This window comes from Bradyrhizobium huanghuaihaiense (genome assembly GCF_007830635.1).
Lineage (GTDB): Bacteria > Pseudomonadota > Alphaproteobacteria > Rhizobiales > Xanthobacteraceae > Bradyrhizobium > Bradyrhizobium huanghuaihaiense.
On record NZ_VLLA01000002.1, the window covers coordinates 374,033 to 387,217 of the forward strand.

Genomic DNA, 13,185 nt, shown 5'->3' on the forward strand with positions numbered 1-13,185 from the left:
GCAAGTGCGCCTTTGCCCACCCTACGAGGCCGGTGTGTTCCGCGTCTTCCTTGCCAACGCCACCATCTCCATCAGCATCGCTTCCCCCGCATCCACCAGCTCGTCCAGCGTGATGCGCGGCGCCCCCTTGCGCCGCACCGCGCCGCTGCGCGCGAGCAGGGGAATGTGGATGAACGCCGCCAACTTTGGCCCGCCCGCCCTGACGTTCTCGATCGCGCGCCAGCTCAGATAGTTGCAGAGATAGGCGCCGGCATCGCGCGAGGCGCGCGCGTCGATGCCGGAGAGGCGCGCGGCGCGCAGCAGCCGTGCCGTGTGCGGGCCGAACATCATCGCGTCGGCATGGCCGGCGATGCCGCGCTTGCTGGAGCGGGTGTTGGCCGCATCGGGCCAGAGCATGGTGACCGCGTTGCGTGCGCGGGTCTCGATGCGCAGATATGGCGTGCGCGCGGCGAGGCCGAACATAAGCAGTGCGTCAGGCTTTTGCGCAGCGAGCACGTCAGGCAATTGCCGGTCGACGGCAGCATAGGTGACCGGGAAGATGTGGCTCGTGATCGCGACATTATCGAGCGCCGGACGGCGCAGTTGGGCCAGCCGTGCCACCAGCGGCTGGGTCGGATTATAGGGCGCGCCGGGGAACGGACCAAAACCGGTGAGGAGAATGCGGAGCTTGTCGCTCATTGCAGCAACTCCAGGATCTGCTCGGCGGCGAGCGCCGGCGTGAGATGGCCATCGGCGACTTCTGTCTCGATCTTGCGGACCTTGGTCCGCACCGAGGCCTCGGTACGCAGCCGTGCTAGCATGCGCTGCTCCAGCATCGACCACATCCACTTCACCTGCTGCTCGCGCCGCCGCGCGGCGAAATCGCCGGACGCATTCATCGCCTTGCGGTGATCCAGAACCTTCTGCCACAACTCGGCGATGCCGGTGCCGGCCAACGCCGAATAGGTGACAACGGGTGGATGCCAATGCTCGGATCGCGGCGCCAAAATATGCAGCGCGCCGCGATAGTCGGCAGCGGTGATGTTGGCGCGCTTGAGGTTGTCGCCGTCGGCCTTGTTGATCGCGATCATGTCGGCGAGCTCGACCAGGCCCTTCTTGATGCCCTGCAGCTCGTCGCCGCCGCCCGGCAGCATAAGAGCGAGGAAGAAATCGGTCATGTCGCAGACAGCAGTCTCGGACTGGCCGATACCGACCGTCTCGACCAGCACGACGCCGAAGCCGGCCGCCTCGCACAAGAGCATCGCCTCGCGCGTCTTGGCGGCGACGCCGCCGAGCGTGCCCGAGGACGGCGAGGGGCGGATGAAGGCGTCGGCGGAGGCCGACAACCGCGCCATCCTGGTCTTGTCGCCGAGGATCGAGCCACCGCTGCGCGCCGAGGACGGATCGACCGCGAGCACCGCGACCTTGTGGCCCTGCTCGATCAGATAGGTCCCGAGCGCATCGATGGTGGTGGATTTGCCGACGCCAGGCGAGCCGGTGATGCCGACACGAAACGCCTTGCCGGTGTCGGGAAGCAGCTTCTGCACCAGCTCCCGCGCCAGCGCCTGATGGTCGGCGCGACGGCTCTCCACCAGCGTGATGGCCCGCGCGAGCGCCGCGCGGCTGCCGGCGCGCAGGTCGCGGGCGAGGGTTTTGATGTCCAGCGAGGCCTTCTTCTCAGTCATGCCCTGCTTTACAACGCCGAGGGAGGGCAGGCGAGGGCCGCCCGCCCGATATCACCGGGTCGTTGCCATGGCCGTCTGCGCCGGCTTCACCTTCCGCCACACCCACACCATCACCGGCCAGAGCAGGGCGCCGATCGCCATCGCGGCGAGGATGGCGGCGACGGGCCGCTCGAAGAACGGCAGGATGCTGCCGTCGGACTTGATCAGCGAAGTGACGAAGGCCTGCTCGACCATGGTGCCCATGACGATGCCGAGCACCATCGCGGCGACGGGATAGCCGTTGGCTTCCATGACGTAGCCGATCACGCCGAAGGCGGCGACGGTGACAACGCCGAACATGTTGTTGCCGATCGCGAACGAGCCGACCGCGCAGCACAGCATGATGATCGGCATCACGGTCGAGCGTGGCGCCAGCAGGATGTAGGCTGCGACGCGGATCATGGCGATGCCGAGCGGGATCATCAGGATGTTGGCGATGATGAACATCAGATAGATCGCGTACATGCTCGACGCCTTCTCGGTGAACAGCGTCGGGCCGGGATTGAGGCCCTTCATGTAGAGCACGCCGATCGCGATCGCGGCGATGGTGTCGCCGGGGATGCCGAACAGCAGCGAGGGCACCCACCCCGAGGCGATGCTGGCATTGTTGCTGGCGCCGGCCTCGACCAGGCCCTCGACATGGCCGGTGCCGAACTTTTCCTTCTCCTTGGAGAAGCGCTTCGACATCGCGTAGGAGACCCACGCCGCCATGTCGGCGCCGGCGCCGGGCAGCACGCCGATGATGATGCCGACGATGTTCCCGCGCGTCATCTGCCAATGGTATTTCCGGGTCAGCTTCCACTGGCCGGCCATGATGCTTCCGAATTTTCGGCGCGGCAGCGGCGGCGGCTCGGGGGTCAGCATCGCACGCATCACCTGCGCCACCGCGAACACGCCGACGAGGGCCGGGATCGGCTCGATGCCGCCGAACAGGTCGGTGATGCCGAAGGTGAAGCGCGGGATGCCGCCGGGATTCTCGATGCCGATGCACGAGACGAGCAGACCAAGGAACATGCCGGCGATCGCCTTCACCGGCGAGGAGCGTGCCACCAGCGTGGCGCACATCAGTCCGAGCAGCGCGAGCCAGAAATATTCGAAGGTCGAGAACGACAGCGCGATCTCGGCGAGCGGCGGCGCCAGGATCATCAGCGACAGCACGCCGGCGATACCGCCGACGGCGGAGAACCAGACGCCGGCACCGAGCGCGAGCTCGGCCTGGCCCTTGCGCGTCATGGCATAGGCTTCGTCCGCGTAAGCCGCGGAGGCGGGCGTGCCGGGAATGCGCAAGAGCGCGCCGGGAATGTCGCCGGAGAAGATCGCCATCGAGGACGCCGCCACGATGGTCGCGATCGCCGCGATCGGCGACAGGTAGAAGGTGACGGGGACGAGCAGGGCGGTCGCCATGGTCGCCGACAGGCCTGGCAGCGAGCCGATGACGAGGCCGTACACGGAGGCCGCGAACATCGCGATGATGACCTCCCAGGTGGAGATCAGCGCGAAGGCATCAATCAGGGTCTTGAGCATGGGATTACCAGGGCGTCGGCAACAGGCCGGCGGGCAGCGGCACGCGCAACAGTTTGCCGAAGATGAGGTGGATGGCGAAGGGCGACAGCGCGGCGAGCGGCAGCGCCAGCTTCCACTTGGCGCCGAGCGCCGTCGAGGTGACGTAGACCATGATCGCCGCGGTGATGATGAAGCCGAGCCGGTCGGCGGCAAAGACGTAGAACAGCAGCAGCGCCGGCGGCAGCAAGGCGCGCAGGCCGTAGAACCTGCCCTGCGGCGGCGGGGCAGCTGCCTGGCCGTCCTCCATCGGGATCAGCTCTTCCTCCTCCTCGAAGGAGTGGCCAATGCCGAACACGATCGCGAGCCCGCATAGCGCAAGGCCCGTACCGATCACGAGCGGAAACACGTTGGGGCCGACCGGCTGCCCCGGCACCGGCGGCAGGATGTAGCCGCCATAGGCGGCAGCCGCGCCGAGCACGACGAGAAACGATCCCGTGACGGAGTCGGGAAGACGCATGAGAGGGGTCCTGTGGGCTTTCTTCTCCCTCTCCCCGTTCTTACGGGGAGAGGGTCGGGGTGAGGGGACTTTCCGCGCAGACGGTGAGAGTTGGATTCGCGGAGATCCCCCTCATCCGAACGTCACGCCTTGCTCAGCCCCGCGGCCTTCATCGCCTCGCCCATCTGGGCATCGCCCTTGTCCATGAAGCCGGCGAAATGGGCCGCGTCGCCCCAGACGGTGCCGAAGCCGCGATTGCTCATGAAGTCCTTGAACTCGGCGGAGTCGTAGACCTTCTTCAGCGCCGCGGTGAGCTTGGTGGCGATCTCCGGCGGCAGGTTCTTCGGTGCGCCGATGCCGCGCCAGGCGCCGGTCGCGTAGTCGATGCCCATCGCCTCCTTCAGCGTCGGCACGTCCTTGAAGATCGGGTTGCGCGCCGGCGCCATGATGGCAAGGCTCCTCGCCTTGCCGGCCTCGATGATCGCGCGCGCCTCCGGCACCGAGCAGGTGGTGAGGTCGAGGCCGCCGGCAGCGAGATCCTGCATCGCAGGGGCCGCGCCGTTCGAGGGCACCCAGGCGACCTGGTTGGCCGGCAGGCCCATGGCCTGCATCCAGCCGACGAGCGCCAGGTGCCAGATGCCGCCCTGACCGGTGCCCGAGGCCTTGAACTTGCCGGGAGGCGCCGCCTTGATCGCTTCGGCGAGCTCCTTCACCGTCTTGTAGGGCGAGGAGGAGGAGACCTGGATGCCCGGCGGATCCTCGTTCATCAGCGCCAGCGGGGTGTAGCTCTTCGGCGTCAGCTCGGTGAGGCCCTGCCAATGCATCATCGAAATCTCGACCGTGAGCATGCCGATGGTGTAGCCGTCGGGCTGCGCGGTCGCGATCGCGCTATGGCCGACCACGCCGGAGCCGCCGGTGCGGTTGACCACGTTGAAGGGCTGGCCGAGATCCTTTTCCAGCAGTGCTGCGACAATGCGCGCCGTCGCATCGGTACCGCCACCGGCGCCCCAGGGCACGATCACGGTGACCGGCCGGGCCGGATAGGCCTGCGCGAGTGCGGGCTTGAACCCGAATGCAGCGGATGCCGCAACGGCGGCGGTCGAAGCCGCAAACGTGCGGCGCGAAATCTTGGACATGAATGCCTCCCAGCGGCGCCCGTAACACCGGGCGCTCTTGTCAATGGCGGCATTCTAGTCGGCTTTGCAGCGAGGCTGCAAGGTAGCGCTACCAGTGAGACCAATGCGCTGTGCGAAACCCGGATACCCACCGGCTGAGCAGTCGGAAATCGGGTGGGTTTACCCACGCGGATCGCGATCAATGGGCGCATCGCCGAAGCCAAGGGCAACCCCGATGACCCAAGCCTATTACAGCGCCGTGCTGGACCATCCACTGGACACCGTCTGGTCGCTGATCCGCGATTTCAACAACTATCCCGCTTATATCGACGGGGTGAGCGAGAGCGTGATCGAAGACGACAAGCGCGGCGACGAAGTCGGCGCCATCAGACGCTTCTGTTATCTTGGAAACTGGATTCGCCAGCGCCTGGTCGAACACTCGGACCGGCAGCACATCCTGACCTATGCCGGTCTCGAAGCGCTGCCATATCCGCAAGATGACGGAAGCCAGAGCGCAGCGCCGACGCGCTACCAGGGCACGATGCACCTGCGCCCGGTCATCGACGGCGACCGCACCCTCATCGAATGGTCGGTCGCCCTCGATACCGAACCTACGGACGCCGATCGCTGGCAGGCCCTGTTTGCCTCCTGGATCCCTGATTGGACGGATTCACTCGCGCGGACACTGGCTCGGGTGCGTCCGCAACACGATTAGCGCCCGCTCACTGCGCCTCCGCGTCACCTTTGGGTCGCGCGCCGCCGAAGACGCGCGCGCCTTCCGCGGTGAGGTAAGGCTTCAGCGTCTCCCAGGGCACGAACGCGACATATTCGCCCTCGGCATAGGGGCCGACCGCATAGGGCGGATAGTGGAAGGTGAGCCCGGAGCTCATGTCCGCCTCGGTCGGCGGGGCGAGCGTCACCGCACCGATCTTGAGCAGGGTCGGCTCGATGCCCTTGAACCATTCGTCGGTCGCGGTCTCGCTGGTGTCGCGCTTCTTCTTCTCAGCCTTGAGCGAGGCAATCACGGCCTTGACCATCGCCTTCATGGTGGGACCGCCATCGGCGGTCTCGGTGAAGAACGGGCGGATCGAGATGCGCTTGTTCGCCGTCCTGTCCCACAGGATCGTGTTCACGTCCGAATTGGGGTGGGCGCCGTGGGTGTCCATGTAGTCGTTGCGCAGGATGCTGACATAGCGGTCGGCCACGACGGAACGGATGCTGTATTTGCGCTCAAAGTCCCAGCCGCCGTTCTTGAAGAACTGTGGATCCTCCTTGCGCGATGCCGCAGCTTCCGCTGCGTTCTTGTCGAGCCACTTCTCGCCCTCGGTCAGGCAGTCCGCAGCCAGCGCCGCATCCGCCTTGATCCCGTCATCGAGGAAGATGCGCGCCTCGATGCTCTTGTTCTTCAGGACGGCATCGGGCTTGGGGGCGGCGGCGAGGGCGGAAAACGCGCATGTTGCGCTCAGCGCCAGGGCGACGCTCAAACCGGTCATGAACTTCAAGGATGGTGCTCCTGCGTGAGCGTCAGAATATTTCGAAAATGTCGCCCGCAATGTGCTCCACAAAGCGAGGTGAAATGGAGTGCCGGACGGTCGCCTGCGTCTGCAAGCCAGTCGCATCTTCGATGATCTGCTCGACATCGATCAAATTGAGCAGCGAGAAGGATGTCTCCGGTTCGACCTCGACAAGGACGTCGATGTCATTGTCCGGGCGGTAATCCTCATTGGCGCGTAAACCCAATACGGCAAGCTTTGACACGCCCTTGCCTTTGATGGCATCGGCGTTCTTGCGTATCGCAGCGACGATCTCGTCACGTGTCATGATACAATCTGGCCGGTTACGCGGCCAGTCTAGCATTTACTCCGCCGCCTCGCTATGCCCGAGCCGCGCATTCAGCTTGCGGATCAGCTCCTCGGCCGCATCCGCGATCACGGTGCCGGGTGGGAAGATGGCCTCGGCGCCGGCCGCGTAGAGCGCGTCGTAATCCTGCGGCGGCACCACGCCGCCGACGATGATCATGATGTCGTCGCGGCCCTGCTTCTTCAGCGCGGCTTTCAGCTCGGGCACGGCCGTGAGGTGGGCGGCGGCCAGCGAAGAGACGCCGAGGATGTGCACGTCGTTCTCGACCGCCTGGCGCGCGGCTTCATCGGCTGTCGCGAACAGCGGCCCGATGTCGACGTCGAAGCCGATATCGGCAAACGCCGACGCAATCACCTTCTGGCCGCGGTCATGGCCGTCCTGGCCGATCTTGGCGACGAGGATGCGGGGGCGGCGGCCCTCCGCCTCCTCGAACGCGTCGATCAGCGCCTGAACCTTCTCGACCTGGTTGCCCATGCTGGACGCCTCTCGCTTGTAGACGCCGGTGATGGATTTTATTTCGGCGCGGTGGCGGCCGAACACTTTTTCCATTGCGTCAGAGATTTCACCGACGGTCGCCTTTGCCCGGGCCGCGTCGATGGCGAGCGCGAGCAGATTGCCGTTGCCTTCGCCGGCCGACCGCGTCAGCGCGGCGAGCGCGGCTTCGACGTCCTTCTGGTTGCGCTCGGACTTCAGCCGCGTCAGCTTGTCGATCTGCAAGCGCCGGACATTGGTGTTGTCGACCTTCAGGATCTCGATCCTGTCCTCGTCGGTCGGCTTGTACTTGTTGACGCCGATCACCGCCTGCTTGCCGGCATCGATCCGGGCCTGGGTCTTGGCCGAGGCCTCCTCGATGCGCAGTTTCGGCACGCCGGCTTCGATGGCTTTCGCCATGCCGCCGAGCTCCTCGACCTCCTGGATGTGGCTCCAGGCCTTTGCGGCGAGATCGCGCGTGAGGCGTTCGACATAATAGGAGCCGCCCCAGGGATCGATGATCCGCGTGGTGCCGCTCTCTTGCTGCAGGAACAGCTGGGTGTTGCGGGCGATCCGCGCCGAGAAATCCGTCGGTAAGGCCAGCGCCTCGTCGAGCGCGTTGGTGTGCAGCGACTGGGTGTGGCCTTGCGTCGCCGCCATCGCCTCCACCGTCGTGCGCATCACGTTGTTGAAGACGTCCTGCGCGGTCAGCGACCAGCCCGAGGTCTGGCTGTGCGTGCGCAGCGACAGCGAGCGCGGGTCCTTCGGATTGAACGGCTTGAGCAGCTTCGCCCAGAGCAGGCGTGCGGCACGCAGCTTGGCGACTTCCATGAAGAAGTTCATGCCGATCGCCCAGAAGAACGACAGCCGCGGCGCGAAGCGGTCGACATCGAGGCCTGCGGCAAGGCCGGCACGCAGATATTCGACGCCGTCGGCGAGCGTATAGGCGAGCTCGAGATCCTGCGTCGCGCCGGCCTCCTGCATGTGGTAGCCGGAAATCGAGATCGAATTGTATTTTGGCATCCTCGTGGAGGTGTAGGCGAAGATGTCCGAGATGATCCGCATCGAGGGCGCAGGTGGATAGATGTAGGTGTTGCGCACCATGAACTCTTTCAGAATGTCGTTCTGAATCGTCCCTGAGAGCTTCTCCGGCGGCACGCCCTGTTCCTCGGCGGCGGCGACGTAGAGCGCGAGGATCGGCAGCACCGCGCCGTTCATGGTCATGGACACGCTCATCTGGTCGAGCGGAATCCCCGCAAACAGCGTGCGCATGTCATAGATGGAATCGATGGCAACCCCGGCCATGCCGACGTCGCCGCCGACGCGCGGATGGTCGCTGTCATAGCCACGATGGGTGGCGAGATCGAAGGCGACGGAGAGGCCCTTCTGGCCTGCCGCGAGGTTGCGGCGGTAGAACGCGTTGGAATCCTCAGCCGTGGAGAATCCGGCATATTGCCTGACGGTCCAGGGCTGGTTGACATACATGGTCGGGTAGGGGCCGCGCAGATAGGGCGCGATGCCCGGATAGGTCTCGAGGAAGTCGAGCCCGGCGAGATCCGCCTCGCCATAGGCGGGCTTCACCAGGATGCCCTCGGGCGTCAGCCAAGGCTCGGCGCTGCCGGCCGGCGCGGCGGTGGCGCTACGCTCGAAGGCAACATTTGCGAAATTGGGAATGCGGCTCATGGCTTCAACCATATCATAGGCGCTCAATCATGATCCGGATGCTGATGGCTGACGATGGTTGCCATCTTCTCCGGTCCGTAATTCTGCTGCGTGGTCTGGCTCGGCAGATTGGCGATGCCGACCACCCAGCCGAGGCGGGATTCGGTGCCATATTGCCGTGTCGGCACCACGTGGTCCGGCCGGTCGAAGGCGCCGGTCATGATCTCGATGCGAGGACCGTCGATGCGGCGGAAGCTCAGGGGCGTGCCGCAGGCGGCGCAGAAATCGCGCATCGCGATCGACGAGGATTGGAACGCCGATGGCGTGCCCTTGGTCCAGGCAAAGTCCGTCTTCTCGATGTCGGCGAAGGAGGCAAACGGCGCGCCGCTGGCCTTCTGGCACATCCGGCAGTGGCAGATCGAAATCTTGTTCGGCGACGCCGTCAGCGCAAAGCGCACCGCGCCGCATTGGCAGCCACCGGTAAGAACGGGTTTGCTGGTCTCGGTCATGCCATTTCCATCCGTCGATAGGCGTCCTGCAACGTGGCAACCGCATCACCCCCGGCGAAGACAAAACCCGTGACGCCGGCGGCCCGTAAGCCCGCCTCGGCCTCAGTCGGGCGGCCTGCCAGATAGATATGTCGCCCGCCGGCCGATTGCAGGGCCTTCGCCGCAGCTTCGGCGTGTTCCGCATAGACCTTGTCGCTGGAACAAAGGCAGGCAAGCGCAGCGCCGGAGGCCTTGAAGGCGGCGGCCAGCTTGGCCGGATCGGCAAAACCCTCGCTCTCGACGGCCTGGATGCCGCCGGCCTCGAAGAAGCTTTTCGCAAAGGTCGCGCGCGCCGTGAAATCGGCGGGCGTGCCGAGATTGGCCAAGAACACCTTTGGCCGCGCCCCGTGCGCCTTCAGTGCCGCATCGGATTTGTCGCGCAGCGCCTCGAACGGCTCCGCCAACCGGATCGGCGGTAGCGCCTCGAACTTGTATTTCTGTTCCCCGTAAGGCGCGAGCGCGACAGGCGTTGCCTTCAGCACAGCGGTTTCGCTCTCCTGCAAGTTCGGAAACTCGCTGGCGCCGGTCAGAACGTCGCGCCGCTTTGCGATGTTGGCATCGCGCGCCTTTCGCGCGGCCGCGACCTTGCTCTGGAACAGGCCCTGCTGGAGCGCTGCGAAGGCGCCACCGGCGCTCTCGCTCTCCTGGAACAGCGCCCAGGCCGCTTCGCACAGTTGCGCGGTCAGCGTCTCGATGCCGCCGGCGCCAGCCGCGGGATCGCTGACCTTGGCGAGATTGCTCTCCTCCAGCAGCAGGAGTTGCGTGTTGCGTGCCACGCGCCGCGCGAACGGATCGGGCAGTCCGAGTGCCAGCGTATGCGGCTGCACGGTGATGGCATTGGCACCGGCGAGTCCCGCCGCGAACGTCGCCATGGTCGCGCGCAGCATGTTCACGTAAGGGTCGCGCTGCGTCAGCATGCGCCAGGCCGTATCGGCTGCAATGAACAGCGGCTTTGGCGTCAGCCCGCAAGCGGTCTCGATGCGCGCCCACAACAGCCGCAGCGCGCGGAATTTAGACATGGTCAGGAACTGGTCTGCATCCGCGGCAAGCCGCGCATAGATCATGCCCTGCGCCTGCTCCAGCGGGACACCGGCACCCTCGATCGCGCGCAGATAGGCGACGCCGCAGGCGAGCACGAAGGCGAGCTCCTGCACTTCCGATCCGCCGGCATCGTGGATCACGCGTCCGTCGGCGGAGGCAAACGGCCCCTTGAAGCCGAGCGCGGCCAGACCCTTGATGGCGCCGGTGACGGCGGGGACGATCTCCTCCCACGTATAAGGGCTGTGGCCCCACACCGCGCCCGCCGCGAGCGGATCGAGCCCGAACCGGATGTTGCAGGCCGCGGGATCGAGGCCGTTGCTCTTCACATATTCCGCGACATGGATCGCGGCCATCCGCGATTGCGGACCGATCTCGAGGTCGATCCCGATTCCGGCGTCGAGATGAATGTCCTTCAGGACCTTTGCGACCGCATCAGCCGTAGGTTCCAGGCCAAAACCGCGAGCGCCGTTGGCGCCGGCGAACACCAGCGCGAGCCCCGTCGCGCCGTTCTCCAGATCCTGCAAGGCCTGCGCATTCGCGAGTGCCGCATCGGGATGGTCGATCCGCTGCACGATCTGCCACGGTGCCGCCGCCGGCCGGCCCACCACGGGCGCCACGCCCCTGGCGCGCGGATAGAGCGGATCGATCTTCAGGCCATCATAAGTCTTGCCGACCAGCTTCTCGAACGGCGCGCCCTTCAGCACGCCGTCGACCAGCTTGCGCCAGTCTTCGACGGTGGCCTTGGGAAAATCCGCCGCCAGCGGCAGGTCGTCAGTCACGGAGGTCATGCGGCGAGGGGCTCCCGAAAATCTTGTTATTCGCAGGCGAAATTGCCACGGCGGACCGTCCCTGCAAACGGTTGTTTTTGGTTAACCGGTATCCGGAAGCCGCTCAATGCCTTGCGTCGAGACGCTGGCAAGCCCGTCACGCACACGAATGCCCGAGATCACGCGGTCCGGCGCGATTTCGGCCAGCGGCACCAGCACGAAGGCACGCTCGAACAGGCGCGGATGCGGCAGCGTCAGGTCGGGCTTCTGCAAGGACACATCGTCGTAGGCGATCATGTCGAGATCGAGCGTGCGCGGGCCCCAGCGCCGCTCCTTGTCCCGCGTGCGGCCGAATTTCTGCTCGACCTTTTGCAGCACGAACAGCAGCGCATGCGGATCGAGGCTGGTCTCGATCTCGACGCAGGCATTGATGAAGGGGGCCTGGTCCTCGTCGCCCCAGGGCGGCGTCGCATAGTCCGAGGAGCGCGCGATCAGTGCGGCCTGCGCCATGCCGCAGATGTGCGAGATCGCCTTTTTGAATGTCGCGCGGACATCGCCGACATTGCCGCCAAGTGCGATCAGCACGCTTGCCATTATGGATGCCGCGAGCGCGTCAGCATGATGCCGACGTCGTCGAAGATCGCCGCGATCGGCGCGTGCGGCTTGTGCACGGTGATCTTCACCGCACGGATGCGCGGGAAGTGCGACAGGATGGCATCCGCAACCGCGCCGGCCGCGCCTTCCAGCAGCTTGTAATTGGTGTTCTTGAACGCCGCCGTCGTGGTCGACACGACTTCGGCGTAGGACACCGTGTCGGCGAGCCGGTCGGTGCGCGCGGGCTCCGACAGGTCGGTGTAGAGCTCGAGGTCGATCACGAAACGCTGGCCGACTTCGGTTTCGTGATCCATCACGCCATGGCGCGCATGGATCGACAGGCCGGTCACGAAGATCGTATCGGTCATTGCTTGCTCTCGATTGCGTGTGCCACCCGCAGGGCCTGCAAGGTCTCGGCGACGTCATGGGTCCGGATGATCCTGGCGCCGCGCTGCGCGGCAATCAGGTGCGCGGCGATCGAGCCGGCGAGGCGCTCCGATGGCTCCGACGGCGACACCGAGGCGATGAAGCGCTTTCGCGAGGCACCGACGAGGATCGGCAGGCCGAATATGTCGAGTTCGCGCAGCCGGGCGAGCGCGATCATACTCTGCTCGGCGGTCTTGCCGAAGCCGATGCCGGGATCAAGCACGATGCTCTCGCGCGCGATGCCGGCCTTCGCGGCGATATCCAGCGAGCGCAGGAAGAATGCTTTCATCTCCGCGACGATGTCGATGGCGGGATCGACGCTGTCGCGGTTGTGCATGACGATGACGGGGACGCCTTTTGCGGCGATCAGCGGCGCCATGTCGGCGTCGCGTTGCAGGCCCCAGACGTCGTTGGCGATCACCGCGCCCTGGTCGAGCGCGAATTTCACCACCTCCGCCTTCATGCTGTCGATCGACACGGGCACGCCGAGCGCGACGACGCCTGCCAGCACTGGTTTCAGCCGGGCAAGCTCGTCCTCGGCGGTGACGGCCTTGGCGCCGGTGTAGGGCCGGGTGGATTCGGCGCCGATGTCGATGATGTCGACGCCAGCCTCGATCATCGCCCGCGCTCGCTTCAACGCCTGCTCAGGTGCGATGAACTGGCCGCCGTCGGAGAACGAATCCGGCGTGACGTTGAGCACGCCCATCACCGCCGGGATCGGCCGGCCCACGAGCGTCCGCAGCGCATCAAGCCCGGCCGAGCCGGCCGGCGGGACGGATGGGGAGGGCGAGGCATTCATGCGCGTGGCATTGCGCTGTCGGGAGGGGGGAGTCAAGATGTTGTGGCATTCTCGCGCATCACTCCCGCTGTCGTCCCGGCGAAGGCCGGGACCCATACCGCGGAATCTATCGATTGCGGAAGGGTCGGAGTACCGAACGACTAGTCTTCGCCAAACCACTCCCTGTGGTTATGGGTCCCGGCCTTCGCCGGGACGACACC

14 protein-coding genes are annotated in these 13,185 nt (G+C 65.9%); 1 reads left to right on the plus strand and 13 read right to left on the minus strand.

Going from position 1 to position 13,185, the window contains the following annotated elements; all coding sequences use genetic code 11:
• Positions 1-21 precede the first annotated feature (21 nt).
• The 5 genes from IQ16_RS05690 to IQ16_RS05710 all read right to left on the minus strand — a co-directional run bounded on the left by IQ16_RS05690 (position 22) and on the right by IQ16_RS05710 (position 4,838).
• Positions 22-678, minus strand: coding sequence for a pyroglutamyl-peptidase I (locus IQ16_RS05690; protein ID WP_018647968.1), 657 nt, complete (start codon positions 676-678; stop codon positions 22-24).
• Positions 675-1,664 carry a methylmalonyl Co-A mutase-associated GTPase MeaB gene (meaB, locus tag IQ16_RS05695; RefSeq protein WP_018647967.1) on the minus strand — a complete coding sequence of 330 codons (990 nt, stop codon included), beginning with the start codon at positions 1,662-1,664 and terminating at the stop codon, positions 675-677. The genes IQ16_RS05690 and meaB overlap by 4 nt, the downstream gene beginning before the upstream one ends.
• Positions 1,665-1,715: 51 nt before the next feature.
• On the minus strand, positions 1,716-3,227 hold the full coding sequence (locus IQ16_RS05700; protein WP_018647966.1) for a tripartite tricarboxylate transporter permease: 1,512 nt from the start codon (positions 3,225-3,227) through the stop codon (positions 1,716-1,718).
• A 4-nt stretch (positions 3,228-3,231) separates the two neighbouring features.
• Complete coding sequence (locus IQ16_RS05705) at positions 3,232-3,723, minus strand: tripartite tricarboxylate transporter TctB family protein (RefSeq protein ID WP_018647965.1); 492 nt, start codon at positions 3,721-3,723, stop codon at positions 3,232-3,234.
• A gap of 122 nt (positions 3,724-3,845) precedes the next feature.
• Positions 3,846-4,838, minus strand: a complete 993-nt coding sequence (locus tag IQ16_RS05710; protein ID WP_018647964.1) for a tripartite tricarboxylate transporter substrate binding protein — start codon at positions 4,836-4,838, stop codon at positions 3,846-3,848.
• 214 nt (positions 4,839-5,052) lie between these two features.
• Between IQ16_RS05710 and IQ16_RS05715 the strand changes: the two genes are divergently transcribed.
• Entirely contained in the window at positions 5,053-5,532 is a 480-nt protein-coding gene (locus IQ16_RS05715) for an SRPBCC family protein (RefSeq protein WP_018647963.1), read from the plus strand.
• A 7-nt stretch (positions 5,533-5,539) separates the two neighbouring features.
• On the opposite strand, the gene IQ16_RS05720 is transcribed toward IQ16_RS05715, so the two are convergent.
• From IQ16_RS05720 to folP, 8 genes are all read right to left on the minus strand, one after another.
• Entirely contained in the window at positions 5,540-6,310 is a 771-nt protein-coding gene (locus IQ16_RS05720) for an RsiV family protein (RefSeq protein ID WP_145831341.1), read from the minus strand.
• A 31-nt stretch (positions 6,311-6,341) separates the two neighbouring features.
• Positions 6,342-6,638: a nucleotidyltransferase family protein gene (locus IQ16_RS05725; RefSeq protein WP_018647961.1), complete on the minus strand. Its 297-nt coding sequence runs from the start codon at positions 6,636-6,638 to the stop codon at positions 6,342-6,344.
• Between the two features lie 36 nt (positions 6,639-6,674).
• On the minus strand, positions 6,675-8,831 hold the full coding sequence (gene scpA / locus IQ16_RS05730) for a methylmalonyl-CoA mutase (protein ID WP_026312813.1): 2,157 nt from the start codon (positions 8,829-8,831) through the stop codon (positions 6,675-6,677).
• 23 nt (positions 8,832-8,854) lie between these two features.
• Positions 8,855-9,319, minus strand: a complete 465-nt coding sequence (locus IQ16_RS05735) for a GFA family protein (protein ID WP_018647959.1) — start codon at positions 9,317-9,319, stop codon at positions 8,855-8,857.
• Positions 9,316-11,187, minus strand: a complete 1,872-nt coding sequence (locus IQ16_RS05740; RefSeq protein WP_018647958.1) for a methylmalonyl-CoA mutase subunit beta — start codon at positions 11,185-11,187, stop codon at positions 9,316-9,318. The genes IQ16_RS05735 and IQ16_RS05740 overlap by 4 nt, the downstream gene beginning before the upstream one ends.
• A gap of 81 nt (positions 11,188-11,268) precedes the next feature.
• Entirely contained in the window at positions 11,269-11,760 is a 492-nt protein-coding gene (gene folK, locus IQ16_RS05745) for a 2-amino-4-hydroxy-6-hydroxymethyldihydropteridine diphosphokinase (protein WP_018647957.1), read from the minus strand.
• Positions 11,760-12,128 carry a dihydroneopterin aldolase gene (folB, locus tag IQ16_RS05750; protein WP_018647956.1) on the minus strand — a complete coding sequence of 123 codons (369 nt, stop codon included), beginning with the start codon at positions 12,126-12,128 and terminating at the stop codon, positions 11,760-11,762. Before folB ends, folK begins: the two co-directional genes overlap by 1 nt.
• Positions 12,125-12,985 (minus strand): dihydropteroate synthase, encoded by an 861-nt coding sequence (folP, locus tag IQ16_RS05755; protein WP_018647955.1) that lies wholly within the window; start codon positions 12,983-12,985, stop codon positions 12,125-12,127. The genes folB and folP overlap by 4 nt, the downstream gene beginning before the upstream one ends.
• Positions 12,986-13,185: the final 200 nt, after the last annotated feature.

Coding starts and splice junctions, on each gene's coding strand:
- IQ16_RS05700 (WP_018647966.1), bottom strand. CDS start 3,227: ATGCTCAAGACCCTGATTGATGCCTTCGCGCTGATCTCCACCTGGGAG.
- IQ16_RS05740 (WP_018647958.1), bottom strand. CDS start 11,187: ATGACCTCCGTGACTGACGACCTGCCGCTGGCGGCGGATTTTCCCAAG.
- folP (WP_018647955.1), bottom strand. CDS start 12,985: ATGAATGCCTCGCCCTCCCCATCCGTCCCGCCGGCCGGCTCGGCCGGG.
- IQ16_RS05690 (WP_018647968.1), bottom strand. CDS start 678: ATGAGCGACAAGCTCCGCATTCTCCTCACCGGTTTTGGTCCGTTCCCC.
- IQ16_RS05705 (WP_018647965.1), bottom strand. CDS start 3,723: ATGCGTCTTCCCGACTCCGTCACGGGATCGTTTCTCGTCGTGCTCGGC.
- folK (WP_018647957.1), bottom strand. CDS start 11,760: ATGGCAAGCGTGCTGATCGCACTTGGCGGCAATGTCGGCGATGTCCGC.
- IQ16_RS05715 (WP_018647963.1), top strand. CDS start 5,053: ATGACCCAAGCCTATTACAGCGCCGTGCTGGACCATCCACTGGACACC.
- IQ16_RS05710 (WP_018647964.1), bottom strand. CDS start 4,838: ATGTCCAAGATTTCGCGCCGCACGTTTGCGGCTTCGACCGCCGCCGTT.
- IQ16_RS05725 (WP_018647961.1), bottom strand. CDS start 6,638: ATGACACGTGACGAGATCGTCGCTGCGATACGCAAGAACGCCGATGCC.
- scpA (WP_026312813.1), bottom strand. CDS start 8,831: ATGAGCCGCATTCCCAATTTCGCAAATGTTGCCTTCGAGCGTAGCGCC.
- IQ16_RS05720 (WP_145831341.1), bottom strand. CDS start 6,310: ATGACCGGTTTGAGCGTCGCCCTGGCGCTGAGCGCAACATGCGCGTTT.
- IQ16_RS05735 (WP_018647959.1), bottom strand. CDS start 9,319: ATGACCGAGACCAGCAAACCCGTTCTTACCGGTGGCTGCCAATGCGGC.
- meaB (WP_018647967.1), bottom strand. CDS start 1,664: ATGACTGAGAAGAAGGCCTCGCTGGACATCAAAACCCTCGCCCGCGAC.
- folB (WP_018647956.1), bottom strand. CDS start 12,128: ATGACCGATACGATCTTCGTGACCGGCCTGTCGATCCATGCGCGCCAT.